Below are 24364 nucleotides of genomic sequence, written 5' to 3' on the forward strand. Positions count from 1 at the left end.
TGCTCAAGGGTACTTTATTATTGCCCTTTAGCTCCAGCGCAGCTGTATTGCGGAGGCGAGAGTTTCTTGCGGCCCAACTTTAGAGGCTCCACCAATCAAGTAGAGGCTTTCTCCTAGGGCTACTGCTCCGTGACCGTGCCGTGCCTGGGGCAACTGACCCTGATTGTTCCAATCATCTGTGACTGGATCGTAAATCCAAATATTGTTAAATGCTGTACCAGTCTTCCAGTTGCCATTGGGGCCAAATGCCTCACCGCCGGTAACTATTAATTTATTATTTAATGGGGTTACTGTGAGTCCGGCAGCAGCCTGGGGTAGGGGGCGGATCTTTTCCCATTTATCCAGGCTGGGGTCATAAACTTCGGCATAAGTTAGATTCCTGGCCTTGCTACCATTGTCGCTAACCTGGCGGCCACCAACAACATAAACTCTGTTATTTAAAGTTGCCCCACCTGCGGAGTTTCGCTTGATACTGGCTGGCGCTACTTGCTCCCAATGATCCCCTCTTGTAAGCACATAATGAGAATTGGTATCTCTATTTTTAGACTGTTCGTTGGGGGCCTTGCCGCCAATGACATGGATGTTCTCCCCAATGTTGGTGTAAATAGATTCAGCCAAGGGCCGGGGGAGAGGGCTGGTTTCTATCCAATGCTTATATTCGCCGGAAAGTTTATAAACTGTATTTCGGGCTTGCCAAGCGCTATCCGAATCGCCAAAAAACCCACCGATGCCATATAGACTGTTGGAGTTACTGGCCATACCGAGGTGATGCCTTACCTCAGGTAAATTGGGCCCATGCCTCCAGTTTTGTTCCCTTGGAGAAAAGATATGTGTTTGTTTAGTTGGAGAGAGACCGAAGAAAACTGCCGTATCCGATGGGATAAATCCCCCTGCTACATAGATCTCACCAGAAAATACTGCGGGGTAAATCTCCTGTAAAGGTATTTCCAGGCTGGGAAGATTTGATATAGATAGACTGGAATTAGCCTCTTTAGCGGTTAGATTGACTCCACCGAAAGTAAGGGAAGCTAAGCTGGAATATTTAATAAAGGATCTTCTGGATAGCGCCATGGTAACAAACACTCTCATACTGACTGATAAGGGATACCTATTGACTATAATTTTTTACCTAAAAATAGGCTAAAAGGGTCATTTTTATAGTGACTGAAAGGGGCGCAATCGTCAAATCCATAACGGCGATAGAGAGCGATTGCGGGAGCAAAAGCTTCAGCGCGACCTGTCTCCAGCTTTATCTCTTTATATTTACGCTGCTTTGCCTCCTCCAATATTCTTTCTATCAAGGCGCGGGCAACGCCTTTGCGCAGGAATAGAGAATGAGTTTTCATGGATTTTATTTCGCCCAAATCAGGGTTGATCTCTTTTAGGGCACCACAGCCGGCCAAAACTCCATCAATTCTCGCTCCCCAAAAGGTAATCATGGGGTCATTTAACTCATCAGGATTTAGTGCGTGAACGCTTCCAGGTGGGGAATGTCGGTACATTTCCCGTAGATGAGCTTCAAGAAGATTGTTAATGGAGCCATCGGACAGGTCGTCTAATTTTACTGATATATACATCTTTATTTGATTGTCTTTCTTTTTAAAACAATGGTTTAAGTAGGGACGCCCGTTAATTTTTTGGGCTTTGAAATGTCACTGTAACAAGATTTTTAGAGAAGAATAAGTATAAGTTAGCTGGTGCAATAGATATGCTTTATTCGGGGGCATTTAGATAAAATATGCAACGTTTTATTACGCGTAATACCCGGCCAAAAGCCTGGTAAGGGAAACTAAGGGCTGGATATTGCCCTTAGTTCAACATTAATAGCTAGTTTAAAGAAGATCTAGAGTAATCGCTTCCCGATATTGATACAGCGTTCACCGGAATAGCGATGATTTTTTAGTGCTTTTACCAATATGGGCTTAAGTTGTGGTTTTTCTTTTAGTGACTTAGTAATCTCATTTACATTTTCTCTAGAACACATTAGCGGTAGGGCGTAAGCATAAGCAGTAAGCAATTCCTGAGATTCATCTTCATTGACCTGAGCCAGTGAGTCAAAAATCGGTTGGCCGTGGATGTTAAATAGCTCTATTTGCTCTGGTGCAAAAAGGGACTCTGTAATTTTTCGAATTTCGCTTAACTTGAATTTGTCTCGATTAGATATAAGGTTAGCTACCCACTTTGATTTATTTTCGGGTTGGGGGCGAATAACTTCAGCAGAAAGTGCGTTGAGTTTAGATCTGTCGGAGTTATCTTTTTCCAATTCTCTTGTGATTGCCTGCTCATAATCTGAGAACAGATAACGATTCTGCAACTTGATAAGTTTCCAGCGCATATCAGGATCGAGTTCCAGTCCTTTAATGGCAAACTCTCCCATTAATAGGTCTCTAGCATGACTTAATGCTGGAGTGGAGTGGGCGATATTGGTAAAAACACCAAACCAGACTTTTTGTTGATCACTACCTTCAGCCGCCTCTAGTAGTTGACCCCAGACAAAGCTCTCAACGGTCTGAGTAAGTTCGTTACGGCGCTTTGTGCTTAGGGGGATTTGAGTCAGAAAATCGTAAGTGAATTCAATATATCTGGCATTCAAACGAATAATATTGATGTCCTTTTCGTCGGCGCCATTATTCACTATAAAACTAATATACTCATCCAGAGGGAGCTTTGCGTCATAGGTGCTATCAAATAGACTTTGCCAGAACATTAGTCGTGCAAACGGTTCTTCAATATCATTGATATGCTGAGCCATATTCTTGATGGTAACTTCATCCAGATTTACCTTCACATAGGCCCAATCTTCTTCATTGGGGTATAGCCCCTCTGGGCAGGGTAGCCCCACGGCTTCTTTTACTTCGGTTCTGGCACCACTATAAAGCACTGGAAGGGTTGCAACCCGTTTCATACTTCCAGCTTTCATTTGGTAAAACCCCAGCTGTGTGCGCTGTTCCCTTAATATCGGATATTCCTCTGGTGCTGTTTGCTGAATTACCAGATGATTGATTTGGTCATCATCGCACTGGAAGCTGGCTTCAATTGTGTTGAGGCCGGCCTGGTAAAGCCACTGTTGCTGCCAGGAATTAAGATCTTTATCCGCAGCTTTGCCCAGGTGGTTGATAAAGTCATTGAGGGTTGAATTGTCATAAGACAAAGCCTTTAAGTAATTACTGACGCCTTTGCGAAATTCTTCTTTGCCCAAATAGTAGGGCAATTGCTTGAGTATTGAGCCGCCTTTGCCATAAGTAATTCCATCAAAATTGGCAAAGGCTTCGTCAGTATTGTTGACTGGTAGTTGAATAGCGTGGGTAGTGGGGCGTTGATCAGTGTGGTAAGCCCATTGCTTGGCGCCTAAATAATAGTTCTCCCAAGCGGTAGTGAATTCGCTATTTTCGGCTAGAGCCAGATTGGCCATGTAAGTGGCAAAACTCTCATTGAGCCAAAGGTCATCCCACCAATTCATGGTGACCAAATTACCAAACCATTGATGGGCCAGCTCATGGGCAATAACATTGGCGAGGCGCATCCGCTGGGCCTGGGTCTTTTTTCCTCGGGATATGTAAGAATCGTTAAATGTTACAGCCCCAACATTTTCCATAGCGCCGGCGTTAAAATCAGGTACTAGTATTTGATCATACTTTTTAAATGGATAATCAATTTCAAAGTAGGGCTGAAAGAACTCAAAGGATTGTTTGGTGAAGGTAAACCAGTCTTCTGTTTTTACGTAATTTGCCAGGCTCTGTCTTGCCATTAAGCGAAGGGGAATATCTCCTGCCTTGTCTTCCCAGATGTGGTAAGGACCTGCATGTAAAGAGAATATGTAAGATGAGAATTTCTTGGTTTGAGGAAAAAACCAGTGGTTTGATTTTCTTTTCTCTTCTACTCTCTCCTCTCTTTCCGCGCTAACTACTACCCAGTCTTTTGGAGCCTTTACATCCAGGGTGTAGCGCGCTTTCAAATTGGGTTGGTCAAAATGTGGGAATAGGCGATTGGCATCATAAGGTTCAAAGTCCGTATATAAATAGACCTTTTCGTCTTTGGGGTCTTTAAAGCGATGTAATCCTGAGCCATTGTTAGAGTACGGGTGTTGATAATTCACCGTAATCGTGTGGGATATTTCTGGTAGATTTTGATAATCAATAGAAATAAAGTAGTTGTTGTACTCAAATGGAACAGATCTTCCATCGACCTGGATTGAATCAACCGCACCACCGGAAAAATCGATAGTGAGCGGCTGTTCAAGTATTTTTCTAAAATTGATATCTGCGTGCACAATTCCGGAGAAGTTCTTAGCTTGACTATCCAGATTGATGCTCAGCCGATAGTCCACTTCAGCAATTTGCTGACGACGAATGTCAGCATAAGATTCTGAAAGTCCTGGGGCTGTGGTTCTAATAGGAGATGAAATTTTCTTTGCTGGTAAGCTTATTTCTTGCTTAGTAGTTCTTTGCTCACAGGAACTTAATAAAATACCACATAGAATCGCTATAACCACTTTGTACTTTAGTAATACCTTTGTAAGGCGAATATATTTGTTCATGGCGCTATTTTTAATATAGAGTTATTGAATTACTATTTGCGATTTACTTTGTATCATTAAAGATAGCTAGGCGGCGATATAAATTTTCCGTATCAGTAGGGGGAATCTTTTATACAGAGTGAGAAGGAATAGGTTCTGGCTACTGGCCGTTTGCGACCTCAGTAATTGATTCCGCTAATGCGTTGATAACTCCGTCAATCTCCTCTGCCTGTGCTATAAATGGGACGCCGATTTGCAATGTGTCGCCGCCGTAGCGAATATAAAAGCCTTTTTCCCACATCTTCATAGCAATTAAGTAAGGCCTGAGTAATGGCTCATCTGGAGCTGATTCGATTGTCAGGCCTGCGGCAAGTCCACAATTACGAATATCTTCTATTAACGGTAATCCATTGAGTTGATGGATATGGTCTTCCAGGATATGGGCAAGCTCCGCAGATCTCTCAAATAAATTTTCTTTCTTTAAAATATCCAGTGTCGCCAATGCCGCTGCGCAGGCTAGTGGGTGCCCAGAGTAGGTATAGCCGTGGGGAAGCTCCAGTTGGTATTGAGGTCCTCCATTTTCCATGAATATCTCGTAGATATCTTGACGCACAGCCACAGCGCCCATGGGAACAGCGCCATTTGTAAGCTGTTTGGCTGTATTGAGCATATCCGGGGTCACTCCAAAAAACTCTGCTCCGGTGGCTTTCCCCATGCGTCCGAAAGCGGTAATGACTTCATCAAATATCAACAATATGTCGTATTGAGTACATATTTCCCTAAGGCGATGGAGATAGCCTTTTGGTGGGGGCAATACTCCCGCAGACCCCGCTACGGGCTCGACAATAACAGCGGCAATGTTTTCAGAACCGTGCAGTTTGATAAGTTCCAGCAACTCGTCTGCCAGGAAACTTCCCTGTTCAGGCTGTCCTTTAGCAAAGCGGTTGTGGGGTAAAAGGGTGTGGCGAAGGTGGTCAGAATCTATAGATGAGCCAAAGATTGCTCGATTAGCGCTAATACCGCCCACACTAAGACCGCCAAAATTAACTCCGTGATAGCCTTTCGCGCGTCCGATGAATTTTGTTTTCCCTGGAGCGCCCATCTTCTGCCAGTAGGCTCTAGCTATTTTTAGAGAGGTTTCTGCGGATTCAGAGCCGGAGTTTGTAAAGAAAATACGATTGAGCCCCATGGGCATCATCTGGCTGACACGCTCCGCTAGTTGGAAGGCTCCCGGGTGGCCATATTGGAAAGCGGGGGCATAATCCAGAAGGGCTGCTTGCCGGGTAATGGAGTCAATTATCTCCGGGCGGTTGTGTCCGGCACCACAGGTCCATAAGCCAGAGAGACTATCGAATATGGGGCGGCCATCAGCACTACGGTAATAGCAGCCGTCGGCTGAGGTAATAATACGGGGATCTCTTTTGAATTGACGATTCCCGGTAAAAGGCATCCAGTAAGTATCGAGCTGCGATTTACTAAGTCCCGCTGATTTGTCGTTCATTTTTATTTTCCGACATTTGGCCTTATCGCATTAATTTTGGACCAACTTTTCTACTTTATAAATTGATTCTCACTAACTTTAGTTTCATAAGTGGGGTTTATTAATAGGGTATTGAAGTATTGCCTATGGCAGGAGTTGAGTGCCGGGGGAGGGTTTGCCGGAATGGCCTAAGGGAGAGAGGGAGATGAGAGGAGAAGAGAACCGGGGGCATTAGCCCCCGGTAATATTGCTGATTAAACAGCAGTGGCGATTCTGTCCACATAGGGGGCGAGTTCTGGTTTGTTCTCCAGAATCTCCTGCCGGGACAGACCGTCGATCTCGTGGGGGAATACCAACCACTCTTCGGTCTTGTGGATAAAGTAATCCGGCTCGCGCTTGGCCTTGTTGTTCTTCGGCTTGTAGTAAGGGGTCGCGATACGAATCTCCGGCGTGTTCTTCTTACAGGCAGCGCGCAGGTCTTCGATAGTTTGCTCAATACTCAGGCCAGAGTCGTGCACATCGTCCACGATCAACAGGGAGTCGTGGGACTCCAGGCGCTTGATCAGGTAGTTCAGGCCATGCACGCGCACTTTCTTATCGCGCTCACCGATACCGAGATAGGAGGAAGTGCGGATAGCGATATGGTCTGCATCCACTCCCATCACGTGCAGCAGCTCTTGTACAGCGATGCCCACAGGAGCGCCACCGCGCCAAACACCGACAATATAGTTTGGGCGAAAGCCATCCTTATAGATTTGCTCGGCGAGAGCATAAGAGTCTATCAGGAGCTGCTGTGCGCTAATAAAGTGCTTTTTCATCAATGTACCCCTCAGAAAAAGGCAAACTTGGCAACAAAGAGTGCCGCTAACACGTAGACACTGATGCTGACGTCTTTGCTACGTCCGCTCAGCGTTTTAATAACTGCGTAGGAAATAAAGCCCAGGGCGATTCCGTGCGCGATCGAGAACGACAAAGGCATCATCACTGCGGCGATTACTGCCGGTGCGGCCTCGGTAATGTCATCCCAATCAATAGATGACATACCGGAAGTCATCAGGACGCCAACATACAGCAGAGCACCTGCGGTTGCATAGGCCGGAATCATACCGATTAGGGGCGAGAAGAAGGTCGCCAACAGGAATAGCCCGGCGCAAACCACAGCGGTCAGGCCTGTGCGACCACCGGCGGTAATTCCTGCAGTACTCTCTACATAACAGGTAGTAGTGGAGGAGCCCAGCACAGAACCAACGACAGATGCGGAGCTGTCGGCCATCAGGGCCTTGCCCATTCCAGGCAACTTGCCATCTTTATCCAGCAGTTTGGCGCGATCAGAAACGCTTAACAGGGTGCCTGCGGTGTCGAACAGGTCGACAAACAGGAAGGCAAAGATCACGCTGATCATGCCAACTTCGAAGGCGCCAGCGATATCCAGCTCCAGGTAAGTCGGTGCCAGGCTGGGAGGTGCGGATACCAGACCGGTGAACTCTACCTTACCAATTGCCAGGGCGATGACGGTTACCGCAAGGATACCGATCATCACTGAGCCCAGCATACGGCGGTAGGACAGGGCCACAATAATAAAGAAGCCCAGTGCTGCCAGGATCGCCTCAATTGACTTGAGGTCGCCCAGGGTTACCAGAGTAGCGGGGCTGGCCACAACGATACCGGCACTCTTCAGGGCAATGATCGCCAGGAACAGGCCGATACCCGCTGCCAGGGATTGTCGCAGGGAGAGGGGGATACTATCGATAATCCACTCTCGCAGCTTGAAGATACTGAGCAGCAGGAAGATTACCCCTGATATAAACACCGCACCCAGGGCTACTTGCCAGCTGTAGCCCATTTCACCGACGACAACGTAGGCGAAGAAGGCATTGAGGCCCATACCTGGCGCCAATGCGATGGGGTAGTTGGCGTAGAGTCCCATAATCAGGCAGCCAATAGCGGCTGCAAGGCAGGTCGCCATAAACACAGCGCCCTTATCCATACCCGCTGCAGCCAGGATATTGGGGTTCACAAAGATGATGTAGGCCATCGTCAGGAATGTGGTAACGCCGGCAATCACTTCCCGGCGAACATTCGTCTGGCGCTCTGAGAGCTTGAACAACTTCTCCAGGAATGAGGCATTGCCTCCCACCTGTGGGATGTCGGACCCAGGGGTCGCCGATGTTTGGATATCAGTGGGTTTCATATCAGAAGTGGTACTTTACTAGCAGGTTAACGTTGCGCTCGTTGGAATCGACACCATAAGTGCCATCTTTGATTCCGAACTTGTCGTTCCAGTGTACGTACTCAATACCCGCGTACAGGGTCTTGGGTTCACCCCAGGTGGCGCCGGCATCCCATTTCAGCTGGGAGGTAAAGTTAGTGCTCGGATGTGAATCTTCAGAAGCACTGGTCCAATCGATAAATCCGTCGTAGACAAAGCTGGCATCACCCAGGGTAAAAGGCATGGCCCAAACCAGGGTCAGCTGCTCGTTGCTGGCCTTGTCATCGTTATCGCGGTGGTAAACATTCGCCTGTACAAAGGAGAAACCGGGAACCGCGAGATCAAAGCCCACACCTGTCAGGTAATTGGTGAAGTGGGGGCCGGTTGCTGCCAAGTGGTCTGGATCATCCATATTGCCCAGCTCAACTGCTGTGGCGATCAGTACATCGGTAACCGGTCCGAAAGCCAGTTCACTGCCGCTGAGCTTGCCTAAGCTCAGGCGGGGAGAAATCTCACTATACAGTTCTTTGGAGCCATCTTCCGAGTCCAGGTAGTCGGCAAAAATAAAGAGGTCACCCCAGCTGTGGCCACTGGCGTGCTCAAAAGTTACTACGGATCTCTCAGAGTCATCCGTGTTCTTGCTGTAGTTGACTTTGTAATCGTGGCCGTAAAGAAGGCTCAGGCTGTTGTCACTCCAGGTCATCTCAGCTTGGGCAGCTACGCACAACAGGCTAGAGGCCAGCAGTAGCAGGGGCTTGGTTGGTTTCATTCTATTACCTCTGTTACAGCGACAGGCGAATTTCGCACTGGCGGCCGATGAGAAAATCGGCAGTTGGTTAAAAAATAGTCGCGGAATGTACCAGAACTTAACCCCTGTTTTCCAGTGTTTTTTCTCGGCATTTACGCTTTTTTCCGAGCTTTTTAAGTAACTCTGCACCAAAAAATCACGCTTGGGGAAAACGAGATACTCATTTATTGGTTAGCGATGGGTCGGTGTAGCAAAAAAGTATTGTTTAATTGGTTTGATAGTAGGGAATCGCTACATTGCAGGGGCAAATTAGGTAAATAGTCCAGAAAGTCGGCATCTGCTCCCCAGTGGTGCTTGCACAGGCAACATGAATACTTTTGGTGCTTTTAGGGTTCGCGATAATAGATGTTGTTTAACTTTGATGACACAGGAAGTCATCCGCTTGGTAGCAGAATAAGGATGGTTGAAATGTATCTTCTGAGCGCTTTCCTTATATAGGCAGGCATCGGCCTGAGGTCGATGGTTATAGTTGGGAAAAGTAAATCGACTTTTAACCTGTATAAAAATTATTTGGCTGTTTGGTTTTTTTGCTAGTTCGTAGGAAATTGGCCCAGGAAGGAGTCTGGATGGGATTGCAGTAGCGGGGGGGCGACTTTAGGGGGACGCAGGTAATGCCTACCGAGCCCCGTATTATCTGGTGGTGATTGGTTACACTTGCAGCTTTTGAGACCTGGGGCGAGTACTGTTATCGCCCCAATATGCCTTTTCCGATTCGAGTTTGGAGTCAGGCTACCTGCTGTTCTGTACCTGACTGGTGCGCCAGGTATTCCTCGTAAGTGCCTTGAAAATCGATCAGTGCTTGGTCTTTGATTTCAATAACTCGGGTTGCCAGGGATGAGACAAACTGACGATCGTGACTCACAAAAATAAGTGTGCCCTCATATTTCTCCAGTGCCTTGTTTAGGGCTTCGATGGCTTCCATGTCCAAGTGGTTGGTTGGCTCATCCATGATGAGCACATTGGTGTCCATCATCATTAGCTTGCCAAACAGCAGGCGATTTTTCTCGCCGCCAGAGCAGACCTTTGCCTTTTTATTGGCATCATCTGCGGTAAATAATAGTCGGCCCAGAATACCCCGCACGGCCAGATCATCGTGCTTGGGGGTGCGCCATTGGGACATCCACTCAAATATTGTCAGGTCACCATCAAAATCTGCACTACTGTCTTGCGGACAGTAGCCGATAGCGGCATTTTCTGACCACTTGACGACTCCGCTGTTTGCTTGGATCTCATTGACAAGACAGCGCAGGAAGGTTGTTTTACCAACGCCGTTCTCACCGATAATTGCCAGGCGCGCACCGGCTTCCAGCAGCATTTCGCCACCTTGAAATAGCGTTTCACTGTCAAAACCATGGGTAAGCCCCTCAAGAGTCAGCGCCTGACGGTGCAATTTTTTACACTGGTTAAACGTAATATAAGGGCTGACCCGACTGGAGGGTTTGATTTCGTCCAGCTTGATTTTTTCCATCTTCTTCGCGCGGGAGCTGGCTTGCTTGGCTTTGGATGCATTGGCAGAAAAGCGGTTCACAAAGCTCTGTAGCTCGTCCAGTTCGGCACTTTTCTTGGCATTCTCTGCGTGAAGTTGTTCTTGTATTAGCGTGGAGGCCGCAACAAAGTCCTCATAATTGCCGGGGAAAACCCGCAATTCACCATAATCTATGTCGGCCATATGGGTGCAGACAGAGTTCAGGAAGTGGCGATCGTGGGAAATGATGACCATTGTGCTTTTGCGTTGATTCAGTACATCTGCCAACCACTTGATGGTGTGGATGTCCAGGTTATTGGTCGGCTCATCCAACAATAAAATATCCGGGTCGGCAAATAGCGCTTGGGCGAGTAATACACGCAATTTCCAGCCGGGAGCTACCTGTTTCATCAGGCCAAAATGCAGGGATTCGTCGATGCCAGCTTCAAGCAGGATTTCTCCCGCACGGCTCTCTGCACTATATCCATCCAGCTCAGCAAATTGGACTTCAAGCTCGGCTACGCGCATGCCGTCTTCTTCGCTCATTTCCGGTAGCGAGTATATGCGGTCACGTTCCTGTTTAATTTCCCACAGGCGGACATCTCCCATGATGACCGCATCGACGACGGTGTACTCTTCAAATGCAAACTGGTCTTGGCTCAAAGTACCCAAGGTGCATCCAGGCTCAATGGATACGTTGCCGGCCGAGGGCGCCAAGGCACCACTCAGGATCTTCATAAAGGTTGACTTTCCACATCCATTGGCCCCGATAAGGCCATATCGGTTGCCATTGCCGAACTTTACAGAAATGTTTTCAAACAGTGGTTGGGCACCAAACTGCATGGTGATATTCGCGGTGGAGATCAAGAGCGTATTCCTGAGGATTACAAATGGGCTCTGGTAAGCCAGTTTCGCCAAAATAGGAGGCGTGATGTGGGGGCCGCACTATAAGGATTTGGCGCTGAAGTGTCGAGGAGTACGTTCAATAACTAAGCAGTTTCTCCGCGGGTTCGATATTAGAGATTGAAATATATATGTTAAAGTGTACTCCTAGGCTAGGAGGATATTCCATTTCGGGGTGGGGTGCGATGATATGCATCTGTATACTCCCTGAGTTCGGGCTCTTTAGCTAAAGCTATGGGCCCTAATATTAGGAATATTCCCGGTATAAGTTGCCAGCGCGTAAAGCGGCCACTTTTATTTAAATAATTAACGGGATCACTTGATCTTATTTGTATCCTTTGGGTGGCTCCGACGGCAAAGTAAATGTTAATGCTGTTAGGGGGGAGGGTTGAAGGGCTAATGACTAGCAGATGTCAGTCAATCAATTTTTGATCTCTATGAGGAGCTAGCAAAGGCTGGAGGCTATATGAAATCGAATTGTTTGCACCTTGCGATTCCGGCAGGGGACCTGGAAACCGCCAAGAAATTCTATTGCGATGTCTTAGGCTGCAAGACCGGCAACAGTGAAGAAGGTCGCTGGGTAGATATCGACTTTTGGGGTAACGAACTCACCCTGCACCAGAGTGAGGAGAAGCTCCCCAATGTTCGCCACAAGGTGGATATGGGAGAAGTGGCTGTTCCTCATTTTGGCATTCACCTGCCGGAAGATGAGTTTCAGGCACTAAAAGGCCGTATCGAAGATGCCGGGCTGGAATACCTGGACAAGCCCTACCGTCGCTTTGTCGGCAATGAATATGAACAGGAAACTTTCTTTATCGAAGATCCAAATGGCAACGTTCTGGAAATGAAAACGATGGTTAATCCTGAACTGATGTTCAAGTAATCGTCTGTGCCCTGCAGATAATTGAATCTGTGGGGCTGAGTTTCTCCCGCTATTCCCTGTTCTCGCTTATCTTTGCTAAGAATGAGATGCCTTAATCTGGGGTTGAGTTCTGATTGCCTGAATAATGCCTCCTATTACTATCAGTAAGCTGCCGGCATAAGTATTCCAGGTAGGGAGTGTGTTATAGACCAACCAATCCAATATGCCGGAGAAAATCAGGCTTGTATATAAATAGGGAGATAGGCTGGCAGGTCTGTTTACCCGACGATAGGCTTTAGTGCGCAAGGATTGATTACTGATTGTCGCCAGGCTAAAAGCAATAATCACAATCACAAAACTTACCGAGTCCGATAGAGATACCGCGACTTTCGTAAGCTCCCCAAGATTTCCTTCAATCAATAAAATGGCAAGCATATAGAGGCTGGATAGGCCGAACATCTTGGTGGTTGAAGATATCGTATTTTGCTTCTTTGATGAGTGGTGCATTACAAACTGTGAACAAGCTCCAAAGAAGCCCGATAGCAGGCCCACTATCATATAGCTATCAAAGCCAGCAGTTGGCTTCAATATAAAAGCAACGCCGATAAAGCTGATTAAACAGGCCGCTAATGTCTTCTTTTTTATCGGATCCTTTTTGGCAAACCGGGTAATAAAAGGGAGAAATAAACCTGACGTTGAAAATAGAAGGGCGGCGACAAGTAGAGAGCCTTTGGACAAATAATAAAACAGGCAATACTGAGCGAGACAAGTGAATAACGCCCTTGCACCATCAATCCTGTCTATTCGATGAGTCACAGGGTTTTCATCAAAAACAACGAGGCAAATCCAGGTTAGGAGTAAAAATGGGGCAAAGAAACGAATAAAGACCACCAGGGATAAGGAGCTAAAAGTAGTTAGTTCTTTACCAAATAGCCCGGTTAGCGACATACAGCTGGCCGCCAGAATTGCGGTAATGACACTGAGGGCAAATTCTCTATTGGAAATGCGGGTACTCATGGTTTACCAGCACCCTCACTAGCAATAATCTCATCGACTGTTTTTACACTGGCTATCTTCGTGAGGAAGTTCAGGCTATTCTGTTTATTGTTTTCCGTGTCAGACTCACAGGCATCTGAGGCAATGAGTACTGAAAAGTCTCTATCGTGAGCTTCCCTGGCCGTCAGTTCGACTGTATTCTGTGTTGATACCCCACAGAGAATAATCCTTTCTATATTGTGGCTAGCAATAAGTACTGGGAGTTCAGTCCCATAGAAGCCACTGACACGCCTCTTATAAATAGATATATCGCTATCAGTGATATTGAGATCATCAATAAAAGCAGTGCCCCAGCTTTTCTGACGGAGGGCGCCTATATCTTTGATATAGCTGAAGAGGGGAGAGTTAGAGGAAGATTCCCTGTAGTCGGTGGAAAAAGCGACCCTGATATGGCAAATAAGATGACGTCGTGCTCTTCCCCACGCAAGGAGTTTATTGGTGTTCTCAATAACTCTATTCTTATGGACTCTTGGGGCCGCTGCTGATATTTGTCCCTTTGGATGACAAATATCGTTGATAAAATCGAGGGTAATGATTGCAGTCTTCATGACCAGAGTCTATTGAGGGGAGTATTGGCTTAGTTTAGTAATGATTAAGGAAGCCTTCGATAAAGGATTTTATGATCTATATAGGGTTTACGATTTCTTCGTCATAAATTGCTTTGCCCTTTTTTTTATTGCTGCCACTTCACTCTTCTCAAGCTTATCCAGAAGGCTGAACATCATTGTCATTCTATGATTGCCCTCTAGCACTTTTCTTTTTTCAATTAAGAAATTCCAGTAGAGACTGTTAAATGGGCAGGCCTTCTCTCCAGTTCGTTGTTTGACGTCATAAATACAGTCGCTGCAATAGTTACTCATTTTGTTGATATAGGAGCCACTACTAATATAGGGCTTTGTTGCAACCAATCCACCATCGGCGAACTGGCTCATTCCCCGGGTATTAGGCATTTCAACCCACTGAATAGCATCTATGTAAATACCGAGATACCAACTTTCCACCTGGTCAGGGTCAGTTTGTGTTAATAGCGCAAAATTACCGGTAATCATAAGCCTTTGGATATGGTGAGCATAGGCATTTTCCAAGCTATTCCTGATGGTGTTGTGAAGGCAGTTCATGGACGTTTTGGCATCCCAGAAAAAATCTGGCAAATTATTTTTATTCTTCAACTTATTCTGATGCTCATAACTGGGCATAGACATCCAGTAGACACCGCGCATATATTCTCGCCAGCCCAATATTTGGCGTACAAAACCTTCAATCTGGTTTAGTCCTATTGGAATTTTTCCATCTTCCCAAGATTTTATCGCTGTATCGATAACCTCTTTTGGAGATATGAGTTTACTATTTAGGGAGAAGCTAATTCGGCTGTGATAAAGAAAGGCTTCATCTGGATCCATTGCGTCCTGAAAATCGCCAAAATTAGCAAGTAGATGTTTACAAAAATGACGAAGTAGTTTTATAGATTCCTCCCTGCTGGTTGGCCACATAAAATTCTCTGGATCAATCTCTCCAATACTCTTAACTCCAGACTTTTTTATACGGGATAAAGTTGAAGTGACATTGCTTGTTATTTTTCCCTGCTTGGGTTTGCCCAGCTTTCCATTCCATTTCTTTCTATTGCTTTGGTCGAAATTCCATTTTCCCCCTTCAGGTTTTCCATTGTTCATCAGAATGTCATGCTTCTTCCGCATATAGTGGTAGAAGCTTTCCATAAGTAGCGATTTTTTCCCTTGGAAGAAGTCTGCCAGCTCTTTCCGGGTGGTCAAAAAGTGCTCAGTGTCGTAGGCTTGAAACTCTATTGATAGTCTCTTCTCTATTTGTAGCAGCTGCTGATCTAGTCGGTACTCATCGGGAAGCTGATACTCAAATTTTTCAATTTTGTGTTTTCTAATAATATCTTCGATATTTTTTGTGAGGTTTTGTTTGTTGTTTTTATCATCTATTCGGTAGTAGATGACATTGCAGCCCCTATTTTTAAGCCACTCTGAGAAAATCTGCATAGCTTCAAAAAAGGCAACGATTTTTTGGATGTGGTGAACAACGTAATCGGTCTCTTGGCGCATTTCAGCCATAAAGTAAATCTTATCCTCCTGGTTACCTCTAAACCAGGAGTGTTTTTGGTTCAATTGATCTCCTAATAGCAAGCGCAGCGTTTTCACATCTCACTTCCTTTATTTAGGTCTTAATATGCCTATAGATAGACCTTTCTATTCACTCCCACATTTTCTACAAAAGTAGAGTCATGGGAGATCAATAAAAATGTTCCGGGGTATTCTACGAGCGCAATTTCCAGCGCTATACGCGACTCTAGATCCAAGTGATTGTCCGGTTCGTCCAGTAGTAGCAGGTCTGGTGCCTCAGTGCCACGAGTAGCGGCAAGTAAAGCAACCTTTAGTCGCTCCCCTCCACTTAAAGTATTGGTAGAGCGAAGTGCAGAATCACCTCGAATATTCATTGTGGCTAGGGCTGTGCGCCAGAAGTTGGTATCTTTATCAGGGTGCAGGCGGGATAAAGTTTCCAAGGCAGATAGATTTCCATTTAGTTGACTTAGGTTCTGATCCAGATAAAAACAGCTGCCAAAAGTTTTACACAAACCGCTGCGAGGTTTAACTCGACCAGCAATGATCTTTAGTAGCGTTGTCTTTCCGCTACCATTGGCGCCACAAATATGCCAGCGATCGCCACTGTGCATAGTAAGTGATATGGGATCACTCTGAATTCCGTAGGGCAGTTTGAGATCCTCAACATGCAGACGAATACCACCCGTTAGCCCTGTTTTGCTAAGTTGCATATTTGGGAGCTTATGACTCTTATAGTCCTTTTGGCAACTTTCTAAATCTAGCTTTAACTTATGGTGCTGACGATCCAGGTTTCTAGTCAGCTTGCCTAAACTTTGCCCTGCACGATCTTTTTTCGCATCTAGTAGCGATTTACATTGTGAACCTTTTAATTTCTTACCCTGGTTTTTTCTGGTTGTAGTTTTTTTAACAGAACTTTGCTTAAGTTTGTTTAGGCTTTTTATATTCTTTTTGGTACTTTCAATTTTCTTTTCTACAGACTGTCTCTGTACCTCTTTTTCTTTCTTGTAGTGTGAATAGTTACCACCATATGTGCGTAGTTTTCCTGAATCTAGTTCCACTATCGTGTCAGCTTGTTGGAGTAAGCTTCGATCATGACTGACCATTAGAATTCCGGCAGAATGGTTTCTAATTTTCTGCTGTAACCATTTTCTACCGTCTGAATCTAGGTGATTACTAGGCTCATCCAGTAGTAGGTAGTGTTTTTTATGAGAGAAGGCATTGATTAAAGCCAGTCGGACTCTTTCACCACCGCTAAGATTGCCGATAGGAGTGTCTAACGTGAGATTTATTCCGGTGCTGTATAAATGCTGTTGCCAAATTATAGGTAGCTCCCATGAATCTGAGACACGCATCAGATCTTCCTCACTCTGATTGCCAGATTCAATACGTGAAAAACAGTCATAGAGGCCCGTAGGGTCGAATATATCTACAATTCTCTTGTTGGAATTGCTGCTCACTTGATCCACTTTAAGGTAGTCCGTATACCAAGTAATACTTCCCTGTTCAGGCTTTAGTTTCCCAATCAAAGCCTCTAAAAAAGTCGATTTCCCACTGCCATTATTTCCCACTAAGCCAGTAAATCCCGGAGGGAAGTCAAGATGGATCCCCTTAAATAGAGATTTCTTAGGGATGTTTAAGTAAAGATTTTTTATAGAACAAATGCTCTGCATGTCACCCTCCGGTAGTCGGAATAGGTGGCGCAATACCATGATCTTGAGAGAAAGTTGTAGAGAATGGAGTACGCCACTTGCACGGAAATTGATGGCCTCTTAAGAAACCGGTTTATCTCCAGTGTGTGCAAGGCTTAATTCATTGGCGTAGATAGCTCCAAAAAGAAAAGTTGTTAAGTGTTAGCTTAATAAAGATTCAAAAATACTTCAAGCCCTAACCTAAAAGCTCTCACTTGGTACTCTCAACTCTTAAAATAGAGTGGTATAAGAGTATTATTGATATTACATTGAGATGATGTGTTTTTACGACTTGATTTAGAGCAATAAGTGTTTAAAAGCGGGGGTTACTATGGTATCTGAAGGTTTTATAGTAATTTGTCTATTGATCGTAAGTACAATGCTTTTTTTCTTTTACCGAAAATCACAGCGGGAACGATTTTTAAGAGACTATCAATTCCATCGGTCTCTCAAACAAAGAGTGAAGAACAAATACCCTCATCTCAGCGGCAAGCAGCTGGGTATGGTACTCGATGGGTTAAGGGAATATTTTATTATCTGTCAAACGGCTGGTAGACAAATGGTCGCTATGCCATCTCAAGTGATTGATGTCGCTTGGCATGAATTTATATTAAGCACACAGATGTATCGCAATTTTTGTAATAAATCTTTTGGACACTTTCTGCACCACGCACCCAATGAAGTTATGCCAGATAAGGATACAGCTAGTGAGGGGATTAAGAGAGTGTGGCGAATTGCTTGTGTTCGTAGTGGTATAAGTCCTTCCAAGCCAAAATCGTTACCTCTGATTTTCTCAATTGATAAAAAGTTGGGGATTAAAGATGGATTTCATTATTCGCTAAACTGTCGTTCGAGAAATAGTCCCGCTGCGGATCACTGTGCCAGTCATATTGGTTGTGCCGCGAGCTGTCAAGGCGGAACTTCCGGCAGTGCCTTCTCTGGAATTTGGGGTGGTGGCTCCTCTTCAGATTCTGGAAGCAGTTGTGGTGGGGGCTGTGGCGGGGGTGGCAGCTAGAGGCAGCTATCACTGCTCTAGCAACCCTGTTCAAGGTGATTAATGAGTGACACCCTGAACATCGCAAAGCTCTTCAATTTCTTCAGCGCTAAAGCCGAGCTCACCCAGCACAACGTGATTGTGTTCTCCCAGAGCTGCCCCTCGGTTAAATAAGTGGGGCTTTTGGCCGTTAAATCTAAAGGGTGTGTTGATCTGTTTAATGTCTCCATTCACAGAGCAGATCATCTCTCTGGATTGGATAAGATCGCTATCAGCAGCTTCTGTAAAATTAAGTACGGGTTCAATACACGCATCAATATCCTGAAATATATCAATCCATTCTTTCTGGCTTTTTGTGGCAATAATTGCTGCAATATCTTTCTTAAGTATTTCTTGTTGTCCGTCTTGGACAATGCGAGTCAGCCACTCCTTTCGGCCTATTTTTGTTAAAAATTGCTCAGCAAATTGTGGCTCTAAACTTCCCACAGAAAGATAGCGGTTATCTGCCGTGCGATAGTAATCATAATAACTTCCACCGTTTAGCAGTTCGGATTCCAGCTTGGGATCGGTATTTAAAGCCAGTGCATTGGCCCCACTAATTGCGTTTAACGCGAAACTACAGTCCGTCATACTGATATCGATATAACTGCCTTCCCCAGTTCTCTGGCGATGATATACCGCAGCCAGTATCGACATAACCGCATGGTGTGAACCGCCGGCGATGTCTGCAATCTGTGTGCCGCTCAGGCAGGGGCCATGGTCACGGTTGCCGGAATAGCTGGCCAAGCCAGATAGTGCGAGATAATTGATATCGTGCCCAGCACGTTGCTTTAATGGTCCAGTCTGGCCATATCCGGTAATCGAACAGTAAATAATGTCTGCGCGCTGTTGGCTTAAGCTTTGGTGGCCAAGGCCCAGCCTATCCATCACTCCGGGGCGGAATTGCTCGATCACAATATCGTACTGCTGAAGCAATCGGTGAATCACCACTTGCGCCTTTGGATTTTTTAGATCGATCGCCAGGGAGCGTTTGTTGCGGTTAATGGTTGCGTGGGCGGCGGATAGGGAAGCCGTGTCATCGACTAAAGGGGGAAAGCCCCGTAGTAAGTCTGGCCGTGTGGGAGACTCGATTCTTAGTACTTCTGCGCCCATGTCTGCCAATAACATAGTGGCATAGGGACCGGGAAGTAGGGTAGAAAAGTCGAGTACTTTTAGCCCCTCAAGAGGGGCGCAGTGATTCTTCGTTTGCTGTTTCACTTTTTATTTCATTATTTTAATTGAGAACAGAAATTTCAATCTAGCACTTTAATTTAGTCATCGCGCAGGAGGTCTCGGGAAATAATTAATTTCATAATTTCATTGGTTCCGGCATAAATACGTGCTACACGAGCATCGGCCCAAGACCGGGCGATGGGGTATTCCCACATATAGCCATAGCCGCCATGTAACTGAACACATTCATCCAAAAGTTTGCATTGGAAATCTGTACTCAATAACTTGGCTTTCGCTGCAGTTGCAACGTCGAGTTCCTTTTTATAGTGAAGCTCCAAGCAGCGATCGATAAATACCCGAAGAGCGGTTAACTCACTATCCAGCTCAGCCAGCTTGAATTGTGTATTTTGGAAGGCAGAGATGGGTTTGCCGAAAGCCTTTCGATCCCGTACGTAATCAATCGTCCATTGCAGTGCTGCTTCTGCATTAGCTATTGCATAAATTGCCACACTTAAACGCTCTTGAGGCAATTCCTGCATTAAATAAATAAATCCCTGTCCCTCTCCACCGAGAAGGTTTTCCGCAGGGACTTTGACATCATCAAAGAACAGCTCTGAAGTATCCTGGGCCTTCATGCCTATTTTTTCTAGGTTACTGCCTCTCTTGAATCCAGGGCTATCTGCTTCCACAAGCAGCAAACTGACTCCAGAGGCCCCCTCGTGAGGGTCGGTTTTGGCCACGACAATAACCAGGTCTGCCTGCTGTCCATTGGTAATAAAAATCTTGGAACCATTGAGCAGATAGTGATCCCCTTTGCGCACAGCTGTGGTTCTCACGCCTTGGAGATCCGATCCTGCACCAGGTTCGGACATGGCGATAGCGGTGATCATCTCACCACTAATGCATTTGGGTAGGTACTTTTTCTTCTGTTCTTCCGTGCCGTAATTAATAATGTAGGGCACTGCAATATTAGAGTGCAGGCCCCAGCCAATACCGGAAAGTCCCGCTCGGGCTACCTCCTCATCAATAATGGAGTTGTAGCCATAGTCCAGCCCCAAGCCACCATACTTTTCATCAACTTGTGGACACAGAAAGCCCATTTCTCCAGCTTTATTCCACAGTTTACGATCTACCTGACCATCTTTTTCCCACTGATGGTGGTAGGGTACAGCTTCATTTTCTAAAAATTTACGTAAAGTTTCTCGAAACTGTTCGTGATCTTCGTTGTAAACAGTTCTTGGTACCATCCTTACACCACCGCATTTTATTACTGAAAAATTGAACTAGTGTTTTGATTGGCGATGTAAACAGCGAGATTTTAAAAGCCTGTTTACATCGCTCAAACCCCTGGGTTAAGGGTTGTCCGCCAGAGCTTTTCCTGACTCTGCCAGATCCAGCAAAATTGCTGGCGGGGCAAATCGATCCCCATAGGCATCAGCCAGTTGCTGGGCGCGTTGGGTAAACGCTTTCAGGCCAAACTGGCTGATGTATTGCAATGCACCACCGGTCCAGGGTGGGAAGCCGATACCGAAGATAGAGCCAATATTGGCATCTCGTACGCTGCGTAGCACATCCTCTTGATAACAGCGAAGTGTCTCCAGAGCCATAATAAACAGCAGCCGTTCCTTCACATCTTCTATCGGCAGTGCCTCTTTGGCGGGAAACTCCTTCTCAAGGCCACTCCATAAGTGCTTTTTCCCGCCCTCAGGGTAAGTATAGAAGCCGCCACCTGCAGCCTTACCAGCGCGACCAACTTCAAGCATTCGGTCGATCACTCCGTCGGCGGGATGCGTGGGGGCGGGTTTACCCTCTTTTTGCAGGTCGTTGATGGTCTGCTGGCGTATCCGGCTCATCAGCGTTAGGGAGACCTCGTCACTAACAGCTAGAGGGCCGACTGGGAAGCCAGCTAGGGCTGCGGCATTTTCAATGGTGGCGGGATTAACCCCTTCGCTAAGCATGCCGATACCTTCATTGGTAAAGCAGCCGAATACCCTTGAGGTGAAGAAGCCACGGCTGTCGTTAACAACGATAGGAGTCTTGCCAATCTGCAATACAAAGGCGAAGGCTTGGGCGAGAGTCTCATCACTGGTTTGCTCCCCACAGATAATTTCCACCAGTGGCATCTTGTCGGCAGGGGAGAAGAAATGTAGACCGATAAATTGCTGGGGACGGTCGGAAGCTTGAGCGAGCCCAGTGATCGGCAGTGTCGAAGTGTTGGAGGCAAATACTGCATTTTTCGGCAGCTGTGCTTCGGCTTCCTGGGTAACTTTACGCTTGAGTTCCCGGTCTTCGAAAACTGCTTCTATCACCAACTCACAATCAGCCAGGTCGGTATTGCTGTCTGTGGGCGTGATACGGGAGAGGATCTGATTGACCTTGTCCTCGGTAATGCGACCCCGCTGTAAGCGTTTTTGCAGGGATTTCTCTGCATATTGTTTGCCGGCTAAGGCACCTTCCATGGATACATCTTTTAATACGACATCAACACCTTTACTGGCACAGGCGTAGGCAATGGCTGAGCCCATCATGCCGGCGCCGAGTATGCCAATTTTTTGCATGGGCGACGTTTTATGATCGCGGGCGGCGGCGGGCAGTGATGCTCCGGCTTTGACCTCATTGAGTGCAAACCAGAAAGTACCGATCATGTTTTTGGCAACCTGCCCGCAAGCGAGGCCTACAAAATGTCGGGATTCAATTCGCGTAGCAGTTTCGAAGTCGACCCGGGACCCTTCGACAACGGTTGCCATTATCGACTCTGGCGCCGGCAGACATCCCTTGGTTTTTTTCTCCAGCATTGCTGGGGCGATCATCAGTAACTGCGCATTTTTAGGGTTCTTTGCGTCCCCTCCCGGCATCCGGTAATCCGGTTGATCCCAAGGCTGAGCAACAGGTTGCTCACTATTCTCTCGAATATAAGTGACAGCCTTCTCTAGTAATTCATTTTCACTGGTAACGAGCTGATGTACCAGACCGGCTTTGAGAGCCTGTTGCGGCCTCACCTGTTTTCCTTCCAGTAAGTAGGGTAGAGACTCCTGGATGCCTAAAAGGCGGGGCATACGTACACAGCCGCCACCACCAGGTAGTAAGCCTAATGTGACTTCAGGCAATCCCAGTTTTATTGCGGTGCTATCGATAACAATACGCTGATGGCAGCTGAGGGCGATTTCCCAGCCACCGCCCAAAGCTGTGCCATTAATCGCAGCAACGACCGGTTTACCCTGGGTTTCCAGCCAGCGCAGGTTGGCTTTCATTGATTCGCAGGATTCGAAGAAAGGTTTAGCTTCTTCAATTTTTGCCGCAAATAAAGATTTGAGGTCGCCGCCGGCAAAAAAGGTATTTTTTGTGGAGCGAACAATAATTCCAGAAAATTCTTGCTGCTTGAGTTGTTCAACCGCTGCGCTCAGTGACTCGGTAAAATCCCGGTCCATCACATTGGCTGAGGCATTGGGGTTGTCCATGATCAGGTGGACAATATTGTGATCGTCTTTTTCCAGGCGAATGGATTTCATAGTCTGCCCCCTAAACTCTTTCGATAATGGTTGCTACACCCATACCGCCGCCCACACATAGTGTGACCAGGCCGTAGCGAAGTTGCCGTTGTTCCAGCTCATCCAGTACTGTGCCGATCAGCATTGCACCGGTCGCGCCGAGGGGATGGCCCATAGCGATTGAGCCGCCGTTAACGTTGAGTTTTTGTGGGTCCACGTCTAACTCGTGTTGGAAACGCATCACCACTGCCGCGAAGGCTTCATTCACCTCAAAGAGGTCAATATCCTGCACCGTCAGGCCTGCGGCCTTCAGGGCTTTGCGAGTGGCGGGCGCGGGGCCTGTGAGCATGATAGTAGGCTCAGTGCCCACTACCGCAGCGGAGACAATACGGGCGCGGGGGCTGAGCCCCAGATCCCGCCCGGCCTGTTCACTGCCGATCAGCAGGGCGGCTGCGCCATCGACGATGCCTGAGGAATTTCCCGCAGTGTGAACATGGTTGATTGATTCGACCTGTGGGTAACGGGATATGGCAATGCTGTCGAAGCACAGGTCACCCATCCCGGCAAAGGACGGCTTGAGTTGTGCCAGGGCCTCTATGGACGCATCTGGGCGCACCAGCTGGTCGTGATCGAGAATGGTCAGGCCATTTTGGTCGCGTACGGGAATCACAGATTTTTCGAAAGCACCGCGCTTCCAGGCGGCTGCCGCCTTGTGCTGAGAGTCCAGCGCAAAGTTATCCACATTCTCGCGGGAAAATCCGCCGAGTGTAGCGATCAAGTCCGCGCCAATGCCCTGGGGTGCAAATCCAGTATCTATTGCTGTGCGTGGGTCCATCGCCCAGGCGCCGCCGTCGCTGCCCATGGGCACCCGCGACATGGACTCTACACCTCCGGCCACTACCAGATGCTCCCACCCGGAGCGAACTTTGGTAGCGGCGAGATTGACCGCTTCGGCACCGGAGGCACAGAAGCGATTCAGAGTTACGCCACCGATATCCCAGTCCCAATTGGCAGCTAAAGCTGCAACTTTTGCGATATCGGCACCCTGATCTCCGATCGGTGTAACACAGCCCATAACGATATCGTCCACTTTGGCAGTGTCGAATCTATTGCGGGTCTGTAATTCTTTCAGGAGATCTGAAAGCAGGGTGATAGGTTTGACTTCGTGAAGGGCACCGCTGGATTTGCCTCTGCCCCGCGGGGTGCGGATAGCATCGTAGATGTAGGCTTCGGTTGGCACGGTTTTAGCCTCTTTTTATTTTATGGTTTCGCTTATTACCATAGTGCGGTGCAGCTTGGGTTCAATGATAAAAATTGCCACGGAAGATGACTCAGCTTCCAGGTACTACCGAAAAATTCCTAGTCAAATATCTTTTTATTTATTCCAAATTAACCTAACCATGTGGAGGTACTGCCGTACACTCAAGTAAGGCGCCTAAATCTATTGAAATTTTGGCACGGTAAATTGGCACTTAAATTATCTTTGCGGCTGGAGGAATTCCATGTCAGGCAGGGTAATGGGTGATTCAGGGCAGCTGAGAAAAATTTGAATGGGTAACACACGGGTGACCCCGGACAAATAAATGTACTTTGACGGTC

At 46.8% G+C, this 24364-nt stretch carries 18 protein-coding genes; 2 read left to right on the forward strand and 16 right to left on the reverse strand.

All coding sequences use genetic code 11. From position 1 onward, the window contains the following. Positions 1 to 27: 27 nt before the first annotated feature. The 8 genes from ACJJIR_RS01045 to ACJJIR_RS01080 form a co-directional block, all read right to left on the reverse strand. A complete protein-coding gene (locus ACJJIR_RS01045; RefSeq protein ID WP_444907000.1) occupies positions 28 to 1089 on the reverse strand; it encodes a Kelch repeat-containing protein in 1062 nt (353 codons plus the stop codon). A gap of 26 nt (positions 1090 to 1115) precedes the next feature. Next, entirely contained in the window at positions 1116 to 1577 is a 462-nt protein-coding gene (locus tag ACJJIR_RS01050; RefSeq protein ID WP_444907001.1) for a GNAT family N-acetyltransferase, read from the reverse strand. Between the two features lie 266 nt (positions 1578 to 1843). Then, positions 1844 to 4537 (reverse strand): aminopeptidase N, encoded by a 2694-nt coding sequence (gene pepN / locus ACJJIR_RS01055; protein WP_444907002.1) that lies wholly within the window; start codon positions 4535 to 4537, stop codon positions 1844 to 1846. A 139-nt stretch (positions 4538 to 4676) separates the two neighbouring features. Further along, a complete protein-coding gene (gene aptA, locus ACJJIR_RS01060; RefSeq protein WP_444907003.1) occupies positions 4677 to 6017 on the reverse strand; it encodes an omega-aminotransferase AptA in 1341 nt (446 codons plus the stop codon). Between the two features lie 233 nt (positions 6018 to 6250). Further along, entirely contained in the window at positions 6251 to 6814 is a 564-nt protein-coding gene (locus ACJJIR_RS01065) for a phosphoribosyltransferase (protein WP_413663623.1), read from the reverse strand. 11 nt (positions 6815 to 6825) lie between these two features. Beyond that, the gene (locus tag ACJJIR_RS01070) at positions 6826 to 8187 is read right to left on the reverse strand and encodes an NCS2 family permease (RefSeq protein ID WP_413663622.1); all 1362 of its coding nucleotides are present in this window, start codon (positions 8185 to 8187) and stop codon (positions 6826 to 6828) included. A 1-nt stretch (position 8188) separates the two neighbouring features. Then, positions 8189 to 8974 (reverse strand): outer membrane protein OmpK, encoded by a 786-nt coding sequence (locus ACJJIR_RS01075; protein WP_444907004.1) that lies wholly within the window; start codon positions 8972 to 8974, stop codon positions 8189 to 8191. 763 nt (positions 8975 to 9737) lie between these two features. Next, on the reverse strand, positions 9738 to 11345 hold the full coding sequence (locus ACJJIR_RS01080; RefSeq protein ID WP_282930917.1) for an ABC-F family ATPase: 1608 nt from the start codon (positions 11343 to 11345) through the stop codon (positions 9738 to 9740). Between the two features lie 502 nt (positions 11346 to 11847). Here ACJJIR_RS01080 and ACJJIR_RS01085 point away from each other — a divergent pair. Further along, positions 11848 to 12264: a VOC family protein gene (locus ACJJIR_RS01085; protein WP_444907005.1), complete on the forward strand. Its 417-nt coding sequence runs from the start codon at positions 11848 to 11850 to the stop codon at positions 12262 to 12264. Positions 12265 to 12339: 75 nt separating this feature from the next. Here the strand turns inward: ACJJIR_RS01085 and ACJJIR_RS01090 are convergent, their stop codons facing one another. From ACJJIR_RS01090 to ACJJIR_RS01105, 4 genes are all read right to left on the reverse strand, one after another. Beyond that, complete coding sequence (locus ACJJIR_RS01090; RefSeq protein WP_444907006.1) at positions 12340 to 13260, reverse strand: DMT family transporter; 921 nt, start codon at positions 13258 to 13260, stop codon at positions 12340 to 12342. Further along, positions 13257 to 13847 (reverse strand): cysteine hydrolase family protein, encoded by a 591-nt coding sequence (locus tag ACJJIR_RS01095; protein WP_444907007.1) that lies wholly within the window; start codon positions 13845 to 13847, stop codon positions 13257 to 13259. The genes ACJJIR_RS01090 and ACJJIR_RS01095 overlap by 4 nt, the downstream gene beginning before the upstream one ends. A gap of 87 nt (positions 13848 to 13934) precedes the next feature. Then, positions 13935 to 15461: a cryptochrome/photolyase family protein gene (locus ACJJIR_RS01100; RefSeq protein WP_444907008.1), complete on the reverse strand. Its 1527-nt coding sequence runs from the start codon at positions 15459 to 15461 to the stop codon at positions 13935 to 13937. A gap of 32 nt (positions 15462 to 15493) precedes the next feature. Then, on the reverse strand, positions 15494 to 17053 hold the full coding sequence (locus ACJJIR_RS01105; protein WP_444907009.1) for an ABC-F family ATP-binding cassette domain-containing protein: 1560 nt from the start codon (positions 17051 to 17053) through the stop codon (positions 15494 to 15496). Between the two features lie 349 nt (positions 17054 to 17402). On the opposite strand from ACJJIR_RS01105, the gene ACJJIR_RS01110 reads away from it, so the two are divergent. Then, on the forward strand, positions 17403 to 18086 hold the full coding sequence (locus ACJJIR_RS01110; protein ID WP_444907010.1) for a glycine-rich domain-containing protein: 684 nt from the start codon (positions 17403 to 17405) through the stop codon (positions 18084 to 18086). Between the two features lie 39 nt (positions 18087 to 18125). Here the strand turns inward: ACJJIR_RS01110 and ACJJIR_RS01115 are convergent, their stop codons facing one another. From ACJJIR_RS01115 to ACJJIR_RS01130, 4 genes are all read right to left on the reverse strand, one after another. Then, the gene (locus tag ACJJIR_RS01115) at positions 18126 to 19322 is read right to left on the reverse strand and encodes a CaiB/BaiF CoA transferase family protein (RefSeq protein WP_444907011.1); all 1197 of its coding nucleotides are present in this window, start codon (positions 19320 to 19322) and stop codon (positions 18126 to 18128) included. A 53-nt stretch (positions 19323 to 19375) separates the two neighbouring features. Continuing rightward, complete coding sequence (locus tag ACJJIR_RS01120) at positions 19376 to 20524, reverse strand: acyl-CoA dehydrogenase family protein (RefSeq protein ID WP_413663612.1); 1149 nt, start codon at positions 20522 to 20524, stop codon at positions 19376 to 19378. A 105-nt stretch (positions 20525 to 20629) separates the two neighbouring features. Further along, positions 20630 to 22786: a 3-hydroxyacyl-CoA dehydrogenase NAD-binding domain-containing protein gene (locus ACJJIR_RS01125; RefSeq protein WP_444907012.1), complete on the reverse strand. Its 2157-nt coding sequence runs from the start codon at positions 22784 to 22786 to the stop codon at positions 20630 to 20632. Positions 22787 to 22796: 10 nt separating this feature from the next. After that, entirely contained in the window at positions 22797 to 24005 is a 1209-nt protein-coding gene (locus ACJJIR_RS01130) for an acetyl-CoA C-acetyltransferase (RefSeq protein WP_444907013.1), read from the reverse strand. Positions 24006 to 24364: the final 359 nt, after the last annotated feature.

The sequence above is a fragment of the Microbulbifer maximicatervae (SeqCode) genome, assembly GCF_052467385.1.